17 protein-coding genes are annotated in these 20,575 nt (G+C 67.6%); 4 read left to right on the top strand and 13 right to left on the bottom strand.

The annotated features are described in order from the left end of the window. On the bottom strand, positions 1 to 898 hold an 898-nt coding region (scpB, locus tag AC07Y4_RS29450), incomplete at its 3' end, for an SMC-Scp complex subunit ScpB (protein ID WP_495275491.1). 128 nt (positions 899 to 1,026) lie between these two features. Then, on the bottom strand, positions 1,027 to 2,043 hold the full coding sequence (locus tag AC07Y4_RS29455) for an RluA family pseudouridine synthase (protein ID WP_495275499.1): 1,017 nt from the start codon (positions 2,041 to 2,043) through the stop codon (positions 1,027 to 1,029). 23 nt (positions 2,044 to 2,066) lie between these two features. On the opposite strand from AC07Y4_RS29455, the gene AC07Y4_RS29460 reads away from it, so the two are divergent. After that, entirely contained in the window at positions 2,067 to 2,876 is an 810-nt protein-coding gene (locus AC07Y4_RS29460; protein ID WP_070061014.1) for an outer membrane protein assembly factor BamD, read from the top strand. 21 nt (positions 2,877 to 2,897) lie between these two features. Here AC07Y4_RS29460 and yoaA read toward each other — a convergent pair whose 3' ends face one another. Both yoaA and AC07Y4_RS29470 read right to left on the bottom strand, forming a co-directional pair. Continuing rightward, complete coding sequence (gene yoaA, locus AC07Y4_RS29465) at positions 2,898 to 4,979, bottom strand: DNA repair helicase YoaA (protein WP_495275492.1); 2,082 nt, start codon at positions 4,977 to 4,979, stop codon at positions 2,898 to 2,900. Next, positions 4,976 to 5,182, bottom strand: coding sequence for an HP1242/YdcH family protein (locus AC07Y4_RS29470; protein WP_062481953.1), 207 nt, complete (start codon positions 5,180 to 5,182; stop codon positions 4,976 to 4,978). The genes yoaA and AC07Y4_RS29470 overlap by 4 nt, the downstream gene beginning before the upstream one ends. A 107-nt stretch (positions 5,183 to 5,289) precedes the next feature. Between AC07Y4_RS29470 and AC07Y4_RS29475 the strand changes: the two genes are divergently transcribed. Beyond that, positions 5,290 to 6,060, top strand: a complete 771-nt coding sequence (locus AC07Y4_RS29475; protein ID WP_095745659.1) for a PP2C family protein-serine/threonine phosphatase — start codon at positions 5,290 to 5,292, stop codon at positions 6,058 to 6,060. A 21-nt stretch (positions 6,061 to 6,081) separates the two neighbouring features. Here the strand turns inward: AC07Y4_RS29475 and AC07Y4_RS29480 are convergent, their stop codons facing one another. The 8 genes from AC07Y4_RS29480 to AC07Y4_RS29515 form a co-directional block, all read right to left on the bottom strand. Continuing rightward, on the bottom strand, positions 6,082 to 6,741 hold the full coding sequence (locus AC07Y4_RS29480; RefSeq protein WP_139706286.1) for a hypothetical protein: 660 nt from the start codon (positions 6,739 to 6,741) through the stop codon (positions 6,082 to 6,084). Next, the gene (gene zapE, locus AC07Y4_RS29485; RefSeq protein ID WP_062480826.1) at positions 6,738 to 7,835 is read right to left on the bottom strand and encodes a cell division protein ZapE; all 1,098 of its coding nucleotides are present in this window, start codon (positions 7,833 to 7,835) and stop codon (positions 6,738 to 6,740) included. The genes AC07Y4_RS29480 and zapE overlap by 4 nt, the downstream gene beginning before the upstream one ends. A gap of 82 nt (positions 7,836 to 7,917) precedes the next feature. Further along, the gene (lpdA, locus tag AC07Y4_RS29490) at positions 7,918 to 9,348 is read right to left on the bottom strand and encodes a dihydrolipoyl dehydrogenase (protein ID WP_495275493.1); all 1,431 of its coding nucleotides are present in this window, start codon (positions 9,346 to 9,348) and stop codon (positions 7,918 to 7,920) included. 19 nt (positions 9,349 to 9,367) lie between these two features. Then, on the bottom strand, positions 9,368 to 10,624 hold the full coding sequence (gene odhB / locus AC07Y4_RS29495; RefSeq protein WP_070061019.1) for a 2-oxoglutarate dehydrogenase complex dihydrolipoyllysine-residue succinyltransferase: 1,257 nt from the start codon (positions 10,622 to 10,624) through the stop codon (positions 9,368 to 9,370). 54 nt (positions 10,625 to 10,678) lie between these two features. After that, positions 10,679 to 13,555, bottom strand: a complete 2,877-nt coding sequence (locus tag AC07Y4_RS29500) for a 2-oxoglutarate dehydrogenase E1 component (protein ID WP_062480820.1) — start codon at positions 13,553 to 13,555, stop codon at positions 10,679 to 10,681. Between the two features lie 195 nt (positions 13,556 to 13,750). Continuing rightward, positions 13,751 to 15,799, bottom strand: a complete 2,049-nt coding sequence (locus AC07Y4_RS29505; RefSeq protein WP_495275494.1) for a propionate--CoA ligase — start codon at positions 15,797 to 15,799, stop codon at positions 13,751 to 13,753. Between the two features lie 22 nt (positions 15,800 to 15,821). Beyond that, complete coding sequence (locus AC07Y4_RS29510) at positions 15,822 to 16,427, bottom strand: isochorismatase family protein (protein ID WP_062480816.1); 606 nt, start codon at positions 16,425 to 16,427, stop codon at positions 15,822 to 15,824. A gap of 12 nt (positions 16,428 to 16,439) precedes the next feature. After that, positions 16,440 to 17,126 carry a TetR/AcrR family transcriptional regulator gene (locus AC07Y4_RS29515; protein ID WP_495275495.1) on the bottom strand — a complete coding sequence of 229 codons (687 nt, stop codon included), beginning with the start codon at positions 17,124 to 17,126 and terminating at the stop codon, positions 16,440 to 16,442. A 127-nt stretch (positions 17,127 to 17,253) separates the two neighbouring features. Here AC07Y4_RS29515 and AC07Y4_RS29520 point away from each other — a divergent pair, with 127 nt between their 5' ends. Both AC07Y4_RS29520 and AC07Y4_RS29525 read left to right on the top strand, forming a co-directional pair. Next, entirely contained in the window at positions 17,254 to 18,879 is a 1,626-nt protein-coding gene (locus tag AC07Y4_RS29520; protein ID WP_495275496.1) for a 4-hydroxyphenylacetate 3-hydroxylase family protein, read from the top strand. 10 nt (positions 18,880 to 18,889) lie between these two features. Then, entirely contained in the window at positions 18,890 to 19,690 is an 801-nt protein-coding gene (locus AC07Y4_RS29525) for an alpha/beta fold hydrolase (protein ID WP_495275497.1), read from the top strand. An 8-nt stretch (positions 19,691 to 19,698) separates the two neighbouring features. On the opposite strand, the gene AC07Y4_RS29530 is transcribed toward AC07Y4_RS29525, so the two are convergent. After that, positions 19,699 to 20,575, bottom strand: an 877-nt coding sequence (locus tag AC07Y4_RS29530) for a PQQ-dependent sugar dehydrogenase (RefSeq protein WP_495275498.1), incomplete at its 5' end; no start/stop codon positions are given.

Consider the following 20,575-nt stretch of genomic DNA (forward strand, 5'->3'; position numbering starts at 1 on the left):
CGTGGGGGTCGGTCTCGTCCGCTGCGGGGGACGGGACGTCGGATTCGGGTTCTTCGGGCGCGGCGGCCACTTCGGGTTCGGCGGGCGGCTCGCCGGTTTCTGGCTCGGGCACAGGCAGCGCCTCATCGACGGGCTCAGCGGCCTCGGCGATCGCCACCACCTCTTCGGCAAACTCCGCCGCATCGGTCGAGACGACCTCGGCCAGCTCGACCGACTCGGGCGGTGCATCGACCATGGCGAGTTCCGCCTGCACGCCTTCTTCCTCTGCCGGCGTTGCGGCCTCAGCAGATTCCGCAACAGCCTCTTCCGCCGCATCGCCGTCGATCGGCAGCCCCGGCTGGTCGCCCGCGGCCTGCTGCAGTGCGTCAACCAATGCCGCCTGCTGCGCGGGCGTTTCCACCAGCGGTAGCTGGTCCAGCGAGGCCAGGCCCAGGTCGTCGAGGAACTGGCGGGTGGTCGCGTAGAGCGCGGGCCGGCCGACCGTTTCGCGGTGGCCGATCACCTCGACCCACCCGCGGTCTTCGAGCTGCTTCAGGATCAGGGAGTTGATCGTGACGCCGCGGATGTCTTCCATGTCGCCGCGCGTGGCCGGCTGCCGGTAGGCAATGATGGCCAGCGTCTCTAGCGCGGCGCGCGTGTAGCGCGGCGGCTTCTCGGGATGCAGGCGATCGAGGGCGTCGCGCATCTCGGGCCGGCTCTGAAAACGCCAGCCGCTGCCGACGCTCACCAGCTCCAGGCCGCGTTGCGCCCAGTCTTCCTGCAGTTCGAGCAACAGCACCTTGATCGTGTCCACGCCCAGCTCGTCGTCGAACAGCACGCGCATGTCACGCACCGGCAGCGGCTGGCTCGAACAGATCAAGGCGGTTTCGAGAATGCGCTTGGCATCCGCCGTATTCATGGTTCGCGTTATCCGGAAAAAGGCGCCTGGCGACGCTTGTTCAGATGGATGGAAGGGGTAGGCGTTGCCGGCACGCGGCGAGTGCAACGCAAGGCCGGCATCGGGTGGCCGGCGCGGCCCTCGGGCCGTCAGGCGCGATTGTAATCCAGCCCCCAGGTCTGCAAAGCCTGCGCCAGATCGGGCGGCGGCGGCGAACGGAACTCCATCGCCTGCTGCGTGACGGGATGCACGAACGCCAGCCGGAACGCATGCAGCGCCTGCCGCGACAGACCCGCCGCGGGCGCGCCGCCATACAGAGCGTCGCCGACCAGCGGATGGCCGATCGACGCCATGTGCACGCGGATCTGGTGGGTGCGGCCGGTTTCGAGCGTGCAGCGCACCGCGCAGCCGTCGGTATGGCTGTCGAGCCGTTCGATCAAGGTGCGCGCGGTCTTGCCCGCGTGGCGCTCGAGGTCGACCACGGCCATGCGCAGCCGATTGCGCGGGTCGCGGCCGATCGGCGCATCGACCTGCCGCGCCGCCGCGCCTTCCCAGGCCTTGTGCCCCATCGCCAAGTACTGGCGCTTCACGTCGCGCGCGGCGATCAGCGCCACCATGGCGTCCATCGCGGCCCGCGTGCGCGCCACCACCATCAGGCCGCTGGTGTCGCGGTCGAGGCGGTGCACGATGCCCGCGCGCGGCAGCAGCACGGCCTTCGGGTCGAGCGCCAGCAGCCCGTTCAGCAGCGTGCCGCTCCAGTGACCCGGCGCCGGGTGCACCACCAGGCCGGCCGGCTTGTCGATGATCCGCAGGTGCTCGTCCTCGTGGACCGTGACCAGCTCCATCGCCTCGGGCCGGAAGGCCTGGCTCTGGGGCGTGGGCCGCAGCTCGATGCGCCCCGACTGACCCGCGCGCACCGTGGCAGAGACCTTGGTGAGCGTGCGCCCTTGCAGCTCGACGGCGCCGGCCTCAATGAGTTGCTGAAGGTAACTGCGCGAGAACTCGGGCACCAGCGCCGCCAGGGCGCGGTCGAGCCGCTGCCCGTGCTGCGCCTGGTCGATGGCGAAGGGCCGCAGCTCGCTGGACTCCGCGAGATCGGCGCCCTCTTCAGGTTCAGGCCCTTCCGGGGGATCGGTCAGGGGGTCGGTCGATATAATTGAGGGCAACTGTTTCACGAAAGCCGTATGTGATGTTTCGCGCCAAATTATCGGTCCCTGCCTGGATCGCGCTCAGCGCGGCGGCCCTTCTCGTCGCCGGTTGCGGTTCCACCACCAAGGAAGACAAGACCGCGAACTGGAGCCCCAACCGCATCTACTCGGAAGCCAAGGACGAAGTCGGCTCCGGCGCTTACGACAAGGCAGTGCCGCTGTACGAGAAGCTCGAAGGCCGTGCCGCCGGTACGCCGCTGGCCCAGCAGGCCCAACTCGAGAAGGCCTACGCCCAGCACAAGGCCGGCGAAAAGGCCAACGCCATCGCCACGCTCGACCGCTTCATGAAGCTGCACCCGGCCAGCCCGGCGTTCGACTACGCGCTCTACCTGAAGGGCGTGATCAACTTCAACGACGACCTGGGCATGTTCGCGTTCCTGACGCGCCAGGACCTGTCCGAGCGCGACCAGAAGGCCGCCAAGGAATCGTTCGAATCCTTCCGCGACCTCGTGACGCGCTTTCCCGAGTCGCGCTACGCGCCCGACGCGCGCCAGCGCATGAACTACATCGTGAACTCGCTCGCGCAGTACGAAGTTCACGTGGCCCGCTATTACTACTCGCGTGGCGCCTACTTGGCGGCCATCAACCGGGCGCAGATCGCGCTGTCCGACTACCGCGAAGTGCCGGCACTCGAGGAAGCCCTGTACATCATGGTGAAGTCGTACGACGCGCTCGGCATGAAGGACCTGCGCGACGATGCACAACGCGTGCTGACCACCAACTACCCGCAGAGCACCTACCTGGCCAACGGCTTCAAGGGCAGCACCGATCCCTGGTGGAAGCTCTGGTAATCCAGCGCCCTCCGGTAGATATCAGTAGGGTTTCCTGAGCGCGTCGATCGCGCTCTCGAAATCCGCTTCGGTTTCCAGCCGGCGCATCGGCGGCAACGCCGCCAGCAGCCGCCGGCCATAGCCCATCGCCACGAGGCGCGTGTCGCAGATCGCGAGCACGCCGCTGTCGCTTTCACGGCGAATGAGGCGCCCCGCCCCCTGTTTCAATGCCACGGCCGCTTCGGGCAGCGAGTAATCGCTGAACGAACTGCGCCCCTGCGCTTCGAGCCGCTGCGAGCGGGCTTCCACCAGTGGATCGTTGGGCGGCGGGAACGGCAGTTTGTCGATCACCACGAACTGCAGCGCATCGCCCGGTGCATCGAAGCCTTCCCAGAACGACGCCGACGCGACCAGCACGCAGCCCGCGCGCCCGTTGCTCGCGCCTTCGCGGAAGCGGTCCATGAGCACGCGCTTGGGCAGCTCGCCCTGTACCAGCACCTCGGGCCGCGCTTCTGTCTGGAGCAGTTCGAACTGCTGACGCATGGCATCGCCGATGGTGCGCAGCGCACGCAGCGTGGTGGTGAGCACCAGCGTGCGCCCCCCGAGTTCGGCGGCGCCGTGCGCGGCCAGCTTGGCCACCTGCTGGCTGTGCGTGGGATCGTTGGGCTTCGGAAAGGCCCGCGGCACGTAGATCGCCGCCTGCGAGGCGTAGTCGAACGGGCTTTGCACGCGCAGCACTTCGGCATCGCGCAGGCCGCAGGGTTCGGTGAACCAGCGCAGCGTGGGGTCGTCGCCCAGCGTGGCGGAGGTGAAGACCCAGGCGCGGCGGCTGTCTTCCTGCGGTGGCGGCGGGACGGCGCCGTGCTCCGGGTCTTCTTCGTCGTCGCCGTAGGGCAGGTCGGACTCCACAGGCTCGTCGGCCAGCTTGAGCACCCGCTTGCGCATCGCATCGGCGATGTCGAGCGGCGACTCGATCAGCCGCAGCTGCGTGCCCACGTCGACCCAGCGCACCGAGTCGAGTTCGCACGGCTGCGCGAAACGCGCCGTGCGCTTGGCGAGCTGGCGCGCGCGCTCGTGCAGGCGCACGAAGTCGGGCGAGATCTCGCTCACCGTGTCCAGCCCGTCGGCGGCCAGCACGAAGGCGTCCTGCAGGTCGTCGAGCGCGCCTTGCCAGGCTTCGGCATTCACGCCCTCGGGAGCCGGGCCGATCCAGCGCAGCTTGGCGCCCGGCCACTGCTTGCCGACCACCAGGCGCAGTTCGCGCGCCGCGCGTTCGACGCCCGCCACCAACTGCTGCCAGTCAACCAACCCGCGCGCATGCTGCAGGCCGGCGCCGAGCATGTCGCGCGCGAAATCGAGCGCCTGCCCGCTGCCGAGTTGCGCGCCCAGGAACTGCACGCCGGTCTCGTTGAGCTGGTGCGCCTCGTCGAACACGACGACGCTCACGGTCGGCAGCAGCTCGGCCATGCCGGTCTCGCGCACCGCGAGGTCGGCAAAGAACAGGTGGTGGTTGATGACCACGATGTCGGCCGCCAGCGCCTCGCGCCGCGCCAGGTTGACGTGGCAGGCCTTGAACTGCGGGCATTGCGCGCCCAGGCAGTTCTCGCGCGTGGAGGTGATCAGCGGGATCAGCGGCGAGCGTTCGTCGAGCCCCGGCAGTTCGGCGAGGTCGCCGGTGCGCGTGGCTTTCGACCACTGCTCGATCTTTGCCAGCGTGCGCAGGCTGCCGCGCTCGGGCAGCGAGGCGTCGTGGCGCGCCATGTCGAGGCGGTGCAGGCACAGGTAGCTGCCCCGCCCTTTCAGCAGCGCCGTGCGTATCGGCAGTGCGAAGGCCTCGACGAGCCGCGGCAGGTCGCGGCCGAACAGCTGGTCTTGCAGGGTCTTCGTGGCGGTCGAGAGCAGCACGCGCTCGCCGCTCAGCAGCGCCGGCACGAGGTACGAGAAGGTCTTGCCCACGCCGGTACCGGCCTCGACCACGAGGATGCCACCGTCGGAGATGGTGCGGGCCACGGCCATCGCCATCTCGGTCTGGCCGCCGCGTTCGCGGAACTGCTCGGCGGCCTGCGACAGCACCCCGTCCTGCGCGAACGCATCGCGCACCTGGTTTTCGAGCGGCGACGTCACGCCGGTTCTTTCGGGTCGAGCGCGTTCTCGAGCTGGGCGATCTGGTCGCGCAGGGCGAGGCGGCGCTTTTTCAGGCGGCGCATCAGCAGTTCGTCCTGCGGCGTGCCATCTTCCGAGAGCCGGTCGATGGTGGCGTCGAGGTCGGCATGCGCGATGCGCAGCTCGATCAGCTGACGGGAAAGGGAATGAAGATTGGAGTCCAACGGTGGGGGTGCGCGTGCCGCATGGGGCCGCGCGTGTTCATTCGATAATACGTCCTGACACGAACCCCAGAGAAGACAGAAAGCGCGCCTCTGGCGCCCCAGCGCTCATGACCCAAGGCTTTCGACTCGCCGCCGCCACCGGCCTCCACAAGGGGGATCGCCCCTACCAGCAGGACCAGGTGCTGTTGATGAGCCACCCCCGCACGCCGGGCTGCGTGCTCGGTGTCATCGCCGACGGCATGGGCGGACGCAGCGGCGGGCGCAAGGCGTCCGACCAGGTGCTGATGACCGCGCGCCAGCTCTTCACCCGCTACAGCCCCGAGCGCGACGACCCTGCCGTCGTGCTGCGCCAGCTGCTCGAAGACGCCCACACGGTGATCAAGCTCACGGCGCTGTCGAGCGAGCAGGAACCGCACAGCACGCTGGCCGCCTTCCTGATGAACCCGAAAGGCGACTGCGCCTGGATCCACGCAGGCGACTCGCGCATCTATCACTTCAACGACGGCGCGCTGGTCAAGCGCACGCGCGACCATTCGTACGTGCAGGCGCTGGTCGATCGCGGCCAGATCAGCGAGGCCGAGGCCAACATCCATCCGCAGGGCAACATCCTGCTGGGTTGCCTGGGCATGACGACCACGCCGCCGCCCGTCGATCCGCACCACATCGCCAAGCTGCAGCCGGGCGACCTGCTGATGGCCTGCAGCGACGGCCTGTGGCACTACTTCTCGCCCGAGGAACTGGCCAGCGTGCTGTACGCGCAGCCGCCGCGCGACGCGGTGGAAATCCTGGTGGGAGAAGCACGGCGCCGTGCGCGCGGCACGGGCGACAACATCTCGATCGCGGTGCTCAAGCTCGACCGGCTGCCCGCGGCGGCCTGAGCGCCCGCCCTCTTTCAAGGATCAGGGCGAGGAAGCCGCCGGTGCCGGTGGCAACGGCGCACCGCGCGGCTTGGTGCGCTCGGCGTTCTGGCGCTCGCGGTTGGCACGGTGTTCGGCGGCCCGCTTCTGCTTGTCCTCGAAGCGCGTGGTCGCGGCCGGCGCTTCGGCGCGGCGCTGCGCCGCCTTGGCCTGCTCGTCGGCATGGGCCTTCTGCTTGTTCTCGAACTGGCGCTGGCGCTCGGCCGCGTCGGCCGCGGTCGCGGCCCGGCTCGCGGCGTGGTCGGCGGCGCGCTGCTCACGCGCCTTCTGGTCTTCCTGCGACTTCTCGCGCTGTTCGCGCGAATCCTGCGGGCGCTGGGTGGCGGCCTTCTGGTCGAGCTTCTGCAGCTCGGCCGCGCCGCTGCGCTGGCGCTGGATGTCGTTGATCGCGGTTTCCTGCCGCTTGATGTGGTCGGTTTCCTTACGACGGCGGCTACGGCTTTCGCGCAGGCAGTCTTCGACCGCGAACTTCTTGTAGCAGGCCGCGCGCTCCTTCGCGTAGCGCGACTCGATGACCTCGCGCTCTGCCGCCAGGCGGCTGCGTTCGGCTTCGAGGTCGGCGTTGCCCGCCGCCGCATTGGACTGAGCCCACAGCGGCAGGCTGGCCAAGGCCAGGAACAGGGCAAGAGCGGTTTTTTTCATGTGAGTCGGGTGTCGACGATGCGGCGTTCCAGGGCGAGGAATTCGCTCGACTGCATTTCGGTGAGCCGGGACACCGTGCGCGGAAACTCGTGCGCCAGCGGCCCCTCGGTGTACAACGCCTCGGGCGGAACCTCGGCCGACATGATGAGCTTGCAGCGCCGGTCGTACAAGACGTCGACCAGCCAGGTGAAACGGCGTGCTTCCGAGGCCATGCGCACCGGCATGTGCGGCACGTCGGACAGCAGCACAGTGTGGAACTGGCTCGCGATCTCGAGGTAGTCGTTCTGCGAACGCGGGCCGCCGCACAGCGTCTTGAAGTCGAACCACACCACGCCGCCGGCCTTGCGCAGCGCGCGGATCTCGCGCTGCTCGATGTGCAGGATCGGGTTTTCGTCGGCCGTCTCGGCCAGCTTGTCGAAGGCGTGGCGCATTTCCTTCTCGGCCGCCGCGTCGTTCGGCGTGAGGTACATGCGCAGCTGCTCCAGCGTGCGGCGCCGGTAGTCGGTGCCGTTGTCCACGCTCAGCACTTCGAGCTTCTGGTTGAGCAGTGCAATGGCGGGCAGGATGCGGTCGCGGTGCAGGCCGCCGGGGTACAGGTCGTCGGGCTTGAAGTTCGAGGTGGTGACAAAGCCCACGCCGTTGTCGAACAGCGCCACGAGCAGCCGGTGCAGGATCATCGCGTCGGTGATGTCCGCGACGTGGAACTCGTCGAAGCAGATCAGCTTGTAGCGCTTGGAGATGCGCAGCCCCAGCTCGTCGAGCGGGTTCACGGTGCCCTGCAGGTCGCGCAGCTCGCGGTGCACCTCGCGCATGAACTCGTGGAAGTGCAGGCGCGTCTTGCGCCGCAGCGGCACGGCGTTGAAGAACAGGTCCATCAGGAAGCTCTTGCCGCGCCCCACGCCGCCGTACATGTAGACGCCGCGCGGCAACTCCGGCCGGTTGATGAGCTTCTTCAGCGCATTGGAGCGCCGGGCCTTGTACTCGCCCCACTCGGTGGCGCAGCGGTCGAGCGCCTCGACGGCCGCGAGTTGTGCGGGATCGCTCTTGAACCCGCGTGCCGCGAGTTCCGCTTCGTAAGCCTGTTTGACGCTCAAGGGATCGGATCGCTTCAAAAATGGAGAGCCCCGACCGCCCCGCGAGGGTCGATCGGGGCCGGGTTCGCTCAAGAACCGGAGATCAGAAGTTGAGCGTGCGCTTGTCCACGGCCAGGGCCGCTTCCTTGGTGGCTTCCGACAGCGACGGGTGCGCATGGCAGATGCGCGCGATGTCTTCGGCACTGGCCTTGAACTCCATCGCCACCACGGCTTCGGAGATCAGCTCGCTGGCCTGCGGGCCCACGATGTGCACGCCCAGGATCTCGTCCGTGGCGGCGTCGGCCAGGAACTTGACCATGCCGGTCGTGTCGCCCAGCGCGCGTGCGCGGCCGTTCGCCAGGAACGGGAAGGTGCCGGCCTTGTAGGCGCGGCCCGCGGCCTTGAGCTGCTGCTCGGTCTGGCCGACCCATGCGATCTCGGGGCTGGTGTAGATCACCCACGGCACGGTGTTGAAGTTCACGTGGCCATGCTGGCCCGCGATGCGCTCCGCCACCGCCACGCCTTCTTCCTCGGCCTTGTGCGCCAGCATCGGGCCGCGCACCACGTCGCCGATGGCCCACACGTTGGGCAGGCTGGTCTTGCAGTCGTCGTCCACGGCGATGGCGCCGCGTTCGTCGAGCTTCAGGCCCACGGCTTCGGCGTTCAGGCCGACGGTGTTGGGCACGCGGCCGATCGAGACGATCAGCTTGTCGACTTCCAGCGTCTGGGCTTCGCCCTTGGCGTTGGTCCAGGCGACGCTCACGCCCTTCTTCGACGACTTGATCTCGCCGACCTTGACGCCGAGTTCGATCTTGAGCTTCTGCTTGTCGAAGGCCTTCTTGGCTTCCTTGGCGATCTGCTCGTCCACGGCACCCAGGAAGGTCGGCAGTGCTTCGAGCACCGTGACCTCGGCACCGAGGCGGCGCCACACCGAACCCATTTCGAGGCCGATGACGCCCGAGCCGATCAGGCCCAGCTTCTTGGGCACCGCGCCGATGCGCAGTGCGCCGTCGTTCGAGAGGATGTTTTCCTCGTCGAACGGCGTGCCCGGCAGCGCGCGGGCGTTGGAGCCCGTGGCGACGATGATGTGCTTGCCGCTGATCGACTCTTCAGCGGCGCCTGCCACCTTGATCTCGTAGCCGGCTTCGTCCGCCTTCACGAACGAACCGCGGCCGTGGAAGAAGCTGATCTTGTTCTTCTTGAACAGGTACAGGATGCCGTCGTTGTTCTGCTTCACGACCTGGTCCTTGCGGGCCAGCATCTTGTTGATGTCCAGGCCGAGGCCTTCGACCTTGATGCCGTGGTCCGCAAAGTGGTGACCGGCCTGCTCGAAGTGCTCCGACGATTGCAGCAGCGCCTTCGAGGGGATGCAGCCGACGTTGGTGCAGGTGCCGCCCGGTGCGGGGCCACCCTTGCCGTTCTTCCACTCGTCGATGCAGGCCACGTTGAAGCCGAGCTGCGCAGCGCGGATCGCTGCGATGTAGCCGCCAGGACCGCCGCCGATGACGACGACGTCGAATTGCTTGTTTGCCATCTGGTTCTTGCTCCCCGGATCAGATGTCGAACAGCAGGCGCGACGGATCTTCCAGCGCTTCCTTCATGGCGACCAGGCCCAGCACGGCTTCGCGGCCGTCAATGATGCGGTGGTCGTAGCTCATGGCGAGGTAGTTCATCGGGCGAACGACGATCTGGCCGTTTTCGACCACGGCGCGGTCCTTGGTGGCGTGCACGCCCAGGATGGCCGACTGGGGCGGGTTGATGATCGGGGTCGAGAGCATCGAGCCGAAGGTGCCGCCGTTGGAGATGGAGAACGTGCCGCCGGTCATTTCTTCAATGCCCAGCTTGCCGTCTTGTGCCTTCTTGCCGTACTCGGCGATCTTCTTCTCGATGTCGGCGAAGCTCATCTGGTCGGCATTGCGCAGGATGGGCACCACCAGGCCGCGCGGCGAACCGACGGCGATGCCGATGTCGAAGTAGCCGTGGTACAGGATGTCGTTGCCGTCGACCGAGGCGTTGAGCACCGGGTACTTCTTCAGCGCGTGCACCGCGGCCTTCACGAAGAAGCTCATGAAGCCGAGCTTCACGCCGTGTTCCTTGGTGAACGCGTCCTGGAACTTCTTGCGCAGGTCCATGACCGGGGCCATGTTCACTTCGTTGAAGGTGGTCAGGATGGCGTTGGTCGATTGCGACTGGATCAGGCGCTCGGCGATGCGCGCGCGCAGGCGGCTCATCGGCACGCGCTGTTCCGGACGCTCGCCCAGGTCAGGCGCGGCGGGCGCGGCGACCTGTTGCAGCGCGGGCTTGGCAGCCGGTGCGGCGATGGTGGCGGCCGGCTTGGCGCCGGCAGCCACGGCGCCGAGCACGTCGCCCTTGGTCACGCGGCCGTCCTTGCCCGTGCCGGCCACGTCGCTGGTCTTCAGGTTGTTGTCGGCCAGCAGCTTGGCAGCGGCAGGCATGGCGACGTCGGCCTTCGAACCACCGGTAGCGGCGGCTGCCGCTGCGGGGGCAGCAGCGGCCGGTGCGGCGGCGGGAGCAGCTGCAGCAGCAGGCGCTGCCGCGGCGGCCTTGCCGTCGGTGTCGATCTTGGCGATCAGCTGCTCGGCCACCACGGTGGCGCCGTCGGGCTGAACGATCTCGACCAGCACACCGGCCGAGGGTGCCGGCACTTCGAGCACGACCTTGTCGGTTTCGATCTCGATCAGGATTTCATCGACGGCGACGGCTTCGCCGGCTTTCTTCTTCCACGTGAGCATGGTGGCCTCGGCCACGGATTCGGAAAGCTGGGGGACTTTGACTTCTACGATAGACATTTGGAGTGAGCTCCGTTTTGTTCTTGAGGGTGTTCGTGTGAAAAGGGACGGTTCTTACTTGGTCAGCACGAAGCCCTTGAGCTTGCCAAATGCGCCATCGACCAGCGCCTTCTGCTGTTCCTGGTGCAGGTGCGAGTAGCCGACGGCCGGCGATGCCGAGGCGGCACGGCCGGAGTAGCCGAGCTTCTGGCCTTCCTGCATGTTTTCGTGGATGTAGTGCTGCACGAAGAACCAGGCGCCCTGGTTCTGCGGCTCGTCCTGGCACCACACGATGTCCACGAGGTTGGGGTACTTCTTGACCTCGGCGGCGAACGCCTTGTGCGGGAACGGATAGAGCTGCTCGACGCGGATGATCGCCACGTCGTCGCTGCCCTGCTCTTCGCGCTTCTTGGCCAGGTCGTAGTAGACCTTGCCCGAGCAGGCGATCAGGCGCTTGACCTTCTCGGCCTTCAGACCCTTGCTGTCGGGAATGACGGTCTGGAAGCTGCCCTTGGTGAACTCGGACAGCGGCGAGGTCGCGTCCTTGTTGCGCAGCAGCGACTTGGGCGTGAGGATGATCAGCGGCTTGCGCAGGTTGCGCACCATCTGGCGACGCAGGATGTGGAAGATCTGGCTGGCCGTGGTCGGCTGCACCACCTGCATGTTGGTGTCGGCGCTCAGCTGCATGAAGCGCTCCAGGCGGGCCGAGCTGTGCTCGGGGCCCTGGCCTTCGTAGCCGTGCGGCAGCATCATCGTGATGCCGTTGACGCGGCCCCACTTCACTTCGCCCGAGGCGATGAACTGGTCGATCACCACTTGCGCGCCGTTCACGAAGTCGCCGAACTGGGCTTCCCAGATGACGAGCGTGTTGGGGTCGTTCGAGGCGTAGCCGTATTCGAAGGCCAGCACGGCTTCTTCGGACAGGATCGAGTCGATGACGACGAACGGGGCCTGGTTCTCGGCCACGTTCTGCAGCGGCGTGTAGGTGCCGGTGTCGAACTTCTCGCGGTTCTGGTCGTGCAGCACGGCGTGGCGGTGCGTGAACGTGCCGCGGCCCGAGTCTTCACCCGACAGGCGCACCGGGTAGCCGCTGGCCACCAGCGAGGCGAAGGCCATGTGCTCGCCCATGCCCCAGTCGACGTTGACGTCGCCACGGCCCATGGCTGCGCGGTCGTCCAGCACCTTCTTCACGAGCGGGTGCACGGTGAAGTTCTCGGGTGCCTTGGTGATGCGCTCGGCCAGACGCTTCCACTCGGCAGAGGGAATGGCGGTGTCGCCGGCGTCGGTCCACTTCTTGTTGAGGTACGGGCTCCAGTCGACGGCGTACTTGCTCTTGAAGTTGGTGAGCACGGGGTCGACGGTGTTCTTGCCTTCGTCGAAGGCGGCGCGCTGCGCCTTGACCATGTCGTCGCCCAGCGTGTCGCCCAGTCCTTGCGCGGCCAGCTTGTCGGCGTACAGCTTGCGCGTGCCGGGGTGGGCCGCGATCTTCTTGTACATCAGCGGCTGGGTGAGCGACGGCGTGTCCTGCTCGTTGTGGCCCAGCTTGCGGAAGCAGATGATGTCGACGACCACGTCCTTCTGGAATTCCATGCGGAAATCAAGAGCGAACTGGGTGGCGAGCACCACGGCTTCGGGGTCGTCGCCGTTCACGTGCAGCACCGGTGCTTCGATCATCTTGACGATGTCCGAGCAGTACAGCGTCGAGCGGCTGTCGCGCGGGTCGCTGGTGGTGAAGCCGATCTGGTTGTTGATGACGATGTGCACCGTGCCGCCGGTGGAGTAACCACGGGTTTCGGCCAGCGCCAGCGTTTCCATCACGACGCCCTGGCCTGCGAAGGCGGCGTCGCCGTGCACGATCACGGGCAGCACCTGCTTGCCCAGCGGGTCGCCGCGGCGGTCCATGCGCGCGCGCACCGAACCTTCGACCACGGGGTTCACGATTTCAAGGTGCGAGGGGTTGAACGCCAGGCTCAGGTGGACCGGGCCGCCGGGGGTGGTCACGTCCGAGCTGAAGCCCTGGTGGTACTTGACGTCGCCGCTGGGCAGGTCTTCGGGGGCGGTGTGGTCGAACTCGGCGAACAGGTCGGCGGGCATCTTGCCCAGCGAGTTCACCAGCACGTTCAGGCGGCCGCGGTGGGCCATGCCGATCACGATTTCCTGCACGCCCTTGACGCCAGCCTGGTTGATCAGCTCGTCCATCGCGACGATGAAGCTTTCGCCGCCTTCGAGCGAGAAGCGCTTCTGGCCGACGTACTTGGTGTGCAGGAAACGCTCGAGGCCTTCGGCGGCCGTCAGGCGATTCAGCACGTGCTTCTTCTGCTCGGCGCTGAGCTTCGGGTTCGTGCGGGCGCTTTCGAGCTTCTGCTGCCACCAGCGCTTGTGGTTCTGGTCGGTGGTGTACATGTACTCGGCACCCATCGTGCCGCAGTACGTTTCACGCAAGGCATTGAGCAGGTCGCGCAGCGACATGGTCTCTTTGCCGAAGAAGGTGTTGCTGGTGTTGAACACCGTCTCGAGGTCGGCGTCGGCAAAACCGTAGAACGAGGGCTCGAGTTCCGGAATGGCGGGACGCTCGGCGCGCTTGAGCGGGTCGAGGTCGGCCCAGCGGGCGCCGACATTGCGGTAGGCGGCGATCAGCTGCTGGACTGCCGTGCGCTTGCGGCCGAGTTCGGAGTCGGCGCCGCTGGCCTGCACGACACGGGTCGTGCCCTGCTTGGCCAGTTCGGCAAAAGCGTTGATGACCGGCAGGTGGGGGACGTCGCGGGCGCTGGTGCCGTCGGCGGCGGGAACGTTCTGCAGGGCGTCGAAATACGTGCGCCAGTTGTCGGGAACGCTGCCGGGGTTGGCGAGGTAGTTTTCGTACATCTCCTCGACATAGGGCGCATTGCCGCCGAAGAGGTAGGTGTTGCCTTGATAGGCTGTGTACGCCGTGGGCGTAGAGGAATCGCTCATGATCCGCTGACCTTCGCTTCCCTGGAGGAAGCACGAGTTGGTTAAGAAACCTTCCGCGACACGGCTGGACCGATTGGCGGATGCGACTGTGGCTGGGGAAGGGCCTGAGTACCTTGGCATTGTGCCACGTCAACCATATGACGACAGAACGCGGCTGCGCAAGGCCCGCAACCCTACCCCGATTCGCGCCCGCGGTCAGGTGGCGGACAGTAACTGTTTGATCTGCTGCAGCGTGGCCGGATCGTCGATGGTGGTCAGGTCGCCCGGGTCGCGCTGCTCGCAGACGGCCTGGATCGCCCGGCGCAGCAGCTTGCCGCTGCGGGTCTTGGGCAGGCCGCTCACGAAGCGCACGCGCGCGGGCCGCGCCAGGGCGCCGAGCTGGTCGGCCACGACCTTCATGATTTCGCCCTCGAGCTTGAGCGCCGCGTCGGCATCGGTCACGGCCAGGCCGTCTTTCGGCACGACGAAGGCCATCGCCACCTGCCCCTTGAGCGTGTCGGCCACGCCGACCACCGCCACCTCGGCCACGTTGGCATGGCCCGAGATGCTCTCCTCGATCTCGCGCGTGCCCAGGCGGTGGCCGGCGACGTTGATCACGTCGTCGGTGCGGCCCAGGATGTAGAAATACCCGTCGGCGTCGCGGATGCCCCAGTCGAAGGTCGAATAGACCATCTTGCCCGGCACGCTCTTCCAATACGTGTTGACGAAGCGGGCGTCGTCCTTCCACACGGTCTGCATGAAGCCGGGCGGCGTCGGGCCCTCGACCACGACCACGCCCTTCTCGTTCGCGCCGGTGAGCTCCTCGCCGGTCGACTCGTGCAGGATCTTGATGCGGTAGCCATACATCGGCACGCCGGGGCTGCCGAACTTGCTGGGCTTGGCTTCCACGCCGTTGGCGATGGTGATCATCGGCCAGCCCGATTCGGTCTGCCAGTAGTTGTCGATGATCGGCACGCCCAGGCCGTCGCTGATCCAGCGCGCGGTCGGCTCGTCCAGCGGCTCGCCGGCCAGGAACAGCGCGCGCAGGGTCGACAGGTCGTACTTCTTGAGCAGCGCCGGGTCTTGCTTCTTGAGCACGCGCACGGCGGTGGGCGCGCTGAACATCACGGTCACCTTGTACTTCTCGACCAGGCGCCACCAGATGCCGCCGTCGGGCTGCTGGTCGATGCCCTGCGTGGGCAGGCCCTCGTACATGATGGTCGCCATGCCCGCGATCAGCGGGCCGTAGACGATGTAGCTGTGACCCACCACCCAGCCGATGTCGCTGGTCGAGAAGTAGGTCTCGCCGGGCCGGCCGTCGAAGATGTGCTTCATGCTGGCGGCCAGCGCCACGGCATAGCCGCCCACGTCGCGCTGCACGCCCTTGGGCTTGCCGGTGGTCCCGCTCGTGTAGATGGTGTAGCTGATGTCGGTCGAGGCCAGCCAGGTGCAGGGCACCTGCGCGTCCAGGTGCTTGTGCCTCAGCTCGCCCGCCAGATGGTCGCGGCCGGCCACCAGCGTCATCGGCGCTAGGCCCCGGTCGGTCAGCAGCACGGCCTCGGGCTTGTGCTTCGACAGGCGGATGGCTTCGTCGAGCAGCGGCTTGTACGCGATGACCTTGCCGCCGCGCGAGCCCGCATCGGCGCTCACGACCACCTTGGGCTCGGCGTCCTCGATGCGGGTGGCCAGCGAGCCACTGGCAAAACCGCCGAACACCACGCAATGGATGGCGCCGATGCGCGCGCAGGCCAGCATCGCGAAGGCGGCCTCGGGAATCATCGGCATGTAGATGAGCACGCGATCGCCCTTGCCCACGCCCAGCTCGACGAGGCTGGCGGCGGTGCGCTGCACCTCGGCATGCAGTTCGGCGAAGCTGTAGCTTTTCTCGGTGCCCGTCTCGGTCGACACGAAGATCAGCGCCGGCTGGTCGCCCCGATCGGCCAGGTGCCGGTCGACGGCGTTGTGGCACAGGTTGGTGGTGCCGCCGACGAACCAGCGCGCGAACGGCGGCTGGCTGGCGTCGAGGATCTGCTGCGCGGGCGTGTGCCAGTCGATCAGCTTCGCCTGCTCGGCCCAGAAGGCCTCGGGCGCGTCGACGGACTGGCGGTAGAACTCTTCATAGCGGCTCATCGGGATCTGTCTCCTGTTGTATGGATGCCGTTCCGGACTCGCGCCGAAACTGAATTCATAATTATGGAGACCGATCTTGCGGGAAGCTGACAGCCGCGGCAATCCGGGCAGCCCCCTTGCCGGGCCGCCCTTCACAGCAATTCAGTGAATCAGCGGACTAGCGAATCAGCGCCTGCAGGTCGCGGAACGCCGGGTGTTCGGCGGTGCGCAGCCACTCGAAGCCGACCATCTCGGTGGTCACGAGCTCGGCGCCCGCGCCGGCCAGGCGGTCGAAGGCGGCGTCGCGGTTGCGCTCGGTGCGCGAGCTGCAGGCGTCGGTGACGACCCACACGTCGAACTCGTCCTCGAGCAGGTCGAGCGCGGTCTGCAGCAGGCAGACGTGGGCTTCGCAGCCGGCGATCACGATGGTGTTGCGCTCCTCGGCCGCGGCCGGGGGCTTCTGCAGGTGCTTGGGCAGGCTGCGGGCGTTGCCCTGCGGTGCCGCCTTGGCGGGCGGACGCAGCCATTCGCCGAGCCCCTCTTCCACGCCGCTGAAATGCATCTTGGCCAGCGTCTTGCGGCAGAAGGCGCGGATCTCGGGCAGGTTCTCGCCCAGCTTGGACGGGTTCTGCTCGGTGCCCCAGACCGGCACGTCGACCCATTGCGCCATCTGGCCCAGGCGCGCCGCATTGCGCGCCGCCGCCTCGCCTTCGAAGATCGCCGGCATCAGCCGCGCCTGGTAATCGACCAGGACGAGTTGGGATTGCGTGGCGTCGAGCAGCATGGACTTCTTCTTTCAGGTATCGGTTGAACTGGGCTGAACCGTACCACCGAAAAGCGCGGGTTTCGCGGGATCGTCCGCCGTTGCCACAGGGGAAGATCGCTGCACCAGCTGCGCGAGGTAAGTCCTGAACAGCGCATCGGCCGACTGCCTGAACATGCGGATGCGCCCCGTGTGCTGCATCAGCAGCAGCCCGACGCCGTGCGCGAACAGCGCCGTGTTCTCCTGCTGCGCGAGGTCGGCATCGAGGCCCAAGGCGAGCAGCGCCTCCTCGCAGGGGCGCAGGGCATCGTAGAGGCGGTCGTTCAATTCGTGATCGAGCGCGTGCGTCAGTCCCCGGGGACGCATGCCATGCACCAGATAGAAGCCGAGGTCGAGGTCGCGCGGGTTCGCCGCGTAGAAATCGAACCAAGCCTGCGCTTTGGCGGCCAGGGTCTGGTCGGGCCAGACCTCGGACACCGCCACCTCGGCCACCGCGGCCTGCAGGCGCAGCAGCGACTCGTCGAGCAAGGCCGCGTAGATCGCCTCCTTGCTCTCGAAGTACGAATAGATGGCGCCCGGCGTGTAGCCGGCTTTTTTCGCGATTTCACGGATGCTCGCGCCCTCGATGCCCGCCTCGGCAAACACCGTTCGGGCGGCATCGAGCACCAGGGCGCGGCGCGCGTCGGTGAGGGTCTGGCGGCGTTGGAGCTTGGCGTGCATGGGCGGGACTATAGCCCTCGACCTGCTCGCCGATCAATTTTTCGAACGTTGATCTAAAAATTGAACAGTGTTTAAATCTCCGCGCCAAACGGCCCAAAAACCCCACGAGCCCCTGGAGACAACACGCATGAATGCCCCGCCTTCCGACGCCCTCCTCATGTCCGGCGCCGACTACCGTGAATCGCTGCGCCGCTACACGCCCACCGTGTTCGTCGACGGCCGCCGCGTCGCCAGCGTGGCCGACGAGCCCGCCTTCCAGCCGGGCATCAACGCCATCGCCCTCACCTACGACCACGCGCTGAAGTCCGAGTACGCGCCGCTCATGACCGCCGTGCAGCACACCAGCGGCAAGCGCGTGAACCGGCTCTCGCACATCAACACGAGCTCGGGCGACCTGCTCAACAAGCTCGAGGCCGTGCGGCTGGTCTGCCAGGAAACCGGCTGCGCCCAGCGCTACCTGACGCACGACGCACTCAACGCCATCGCCCAAGTGTCGGCGCGCATCGACGACGCGCGCGGCAGCACCGAGCACACCGCGCGTTTCCACAATTACCTGCACCGCATCCAGGACCAGGACCTGACCCTGGGCGTCGCCATGACCGACGCCAAGGGCGACCGCAGCCGCCGGCCGCACGAGCAGGCGAACGTCGACAGCTACCTGCACGTGGTCGAGCGCAACGCGCGTGGCATCGTCATCTCGGGCACCAAGGCCATCGTGACCGGCGCGCCGTATGTTCATGAGTTGCTGGTCATGCCCTGCCGCAACATGGGCAAGGAAGACGCCGACTTCGCCGTCTGCTGCGCCGTGCCGCTCGATGCGCCCGGGCTCACCATCGTCGCGCGGCCGGCCGGGCGGCCCGGCGAGAAGCTCGAACACGGCGACGCCCTGTTCAGCCGCAAGTACGGCCAGAGCACCGGCGTGTGCATGTTCGACCGGGTGTTCGTGCCGTGGGAGCGCGTGTTCTATGCCGGCGAATGGGAGCACTCGGGCCACCTGACCTACAGCTACGCCACGCACCACCGCCACAGCTGCATCGCGGCCCGGGCCGGTTTCGGCGACCTGCTGATCGGCGCCGGCGCGCTGATGTGCGAGGCCAACGGCTTCGACCCCGGCAAGGAAAGCCACCTGCGCGAGCAGATGGTCGAGCTCATCACCATCACCGAGAGCTTCTTTGCCTGCGGCGTGGCGGCCAGCGTCTACGGCAAGGCCGACGAGCACTGCGAGGTCTTCATGCCCGACCCGGTGTTCAGCAACATCGGCAAGCTGCTGCTGGCCACGAAGATCTACGACATGCACCGCATCGCGCACTACGTGAGCGGCGGCCTCATCGTCACCCTGCCCGGCCCCGACGAAGACCACAACCCCGAGACCGCGGCACGCCTGTCCGACGTGCTGCGCGCCAACCCCGCCATTCCCTACGAGCAGCGCATCGAGACGGCCCGCTTCATCGAAGACCTCACGGCCGGCTATCAGGGCGGCTGGTACAGCGTGATCAGCCTGCATGGCGGCGGCTCGCCGGCGGCGATGAAGCAGGAGATCTGGCGCAACTACCCGGTCGGCTCGAAGGTCGAGCTGGTCGAGCGCCTGCTCGAGCGCGGCATCGCGGCCGACGGCACGCCGGCCGCCGCGCCGCACGATCCGCGCCGCGCCATCACGAAGAACCGCCAGCCCGGCAAGTGCTGCGACACCGGCTGCACCGTGCCGGGACAGCCCGTGATGGTCGACCTGCCGGTTCCGGTGTCGCGCGCCTAGACTCCCGCGGATGCAGACCCTGTCGCTCCTGCGCCGCCGCCTCGCCCTGCTCTTCGGTGCCGCCTCGCTGCTGCTGCTCGCCGGCTGCGGCGGGTTGCGCACCGCCGAGGCGCCGCTGGCCACCACGCTGGAAAAGAGCAGTTGCACCCGCAACGCCGACACGCTGGTCGTGCTGCTGCCCGGCGCCTACTCGGCAACCGAGGAGTTCGTGCGCGAAGGCTTCATCGACGCACTGAACGAGAACCGGCTCGCGGTCGACACCCTGCGCGTCGACGCCCACATGGGCTATTACCGGAACAAGACCATCCTCGACCGGCTGGCGCAGGATGTGATCGCACCGGCGCGCCGCCAGGGCTACAAGGCGATCTGGATCGCAGGCATCTCGGTCGGCGGTTTCGGCGGGCTGCTGTATGCCCAGACGCACCCCGGCGACCTCGCCGGCCTGGTCGTGCTGGCGCCCTACCTGGGCGAACGCGTGCTGAGCCAGGACATCGCCAATGCCGGCGGCCTGTCGCGCTGGCGCGGCCAGCTCGACGCGCCACCGGGCAGCGACCCACGCACGCCCAGCGACACGCAACTGTGGCAATGGCTGCGCGGCTACGTCGGCCACACCCGCACCTTCGGCGACCGGCCGCCGCTGTACCTGGGCTACGCGCTCGACGACCGCTTCGCCTTCAGCCACCGGCTGCTGGCCGGGGCGTTGCCGGCGGAACGCGTGGTCACGACCGACGGCGGGCACGACTGGCCCGAGTGGCGGCGGCTCTGGCGCCGCCTGCTGCCGACGCTGCCGCTGCCGGGCTGCCCCGGCTGAGCCGTCCTTCAGTTCGGCCGCAGGCGCAGCAGCTTGCCGTCGGACTCGTCGGTGAGCACGTAGAGCAGGCCGTCCGACCCCTGCTTCACGTCGCGGATGCGGGCCCGGCCGTCGGCCAGCAGCTTGTGCTCGGCGACCACCTTGCCGTCCTTCAGTTCGATGCGGTCGAGATAACCGAACTTCAGCGAGCCCACGAAGAGGTTGCCCTTCCAGCCGGCGCCGTAGCGGTCGCTGGTGAGGAAGGCCATGCCCGAAGGCGCGATCGACGGCACCCAGTAATGCAGCGGCTGTTCCATGCCGTCCTTGCGGGTAATGCCCTCGCCGATCTTGCCGCCGCCGTAGTTCTCGCCATAGGTGATCACCGGCCAGCCATGGTTGACGCCGGCGCGCGGGATGTTGATCTCGTCGCCGCCCTGCGGGCCGTGCTCGGTCATCCAGAAGCGGCCATCGGGCGCGAGCGTCGCGCCCTGGCTGTTGCGATGGCCGTAGCTCCAGATCTCGGGCAGCGCACCCGGCTTGCCGACGAAGGGGTTGTCTTTCGGCACGCTGCCGTCCTGGGCGATGCGCACCACCTTGCCGTGGTGGTTGTCGAGCGTCTGCGCATCGTCCTTGCGGCTGAAGCGGTCGCCGAGCGTGAGGAACAGATTGCCGTCGCGGGCCTCGACGATGCGGCAGCCGAAATGCGCGCGGCTCGCGACCTTCGGCTTCTGGCTGAAGATGACTTTCAGCGCTTCCAGCTTCGTGCCGTCGGCCGACAGGCGGGCGCGTGCAAGCGCGGTGCTGTTGGCCGATCCGCCGGCCGCCTCGGGTTCCGAATAACAAAAGTACAGGGTGCGGTTCTGCGCGAAGCCGCTGTCGGCCAGCACGTCGAGCAGCCCGCCCTGC

This window comes from Variovorax sp. GW460-12-1-14-LB1 (assembly GCF_059423605.1).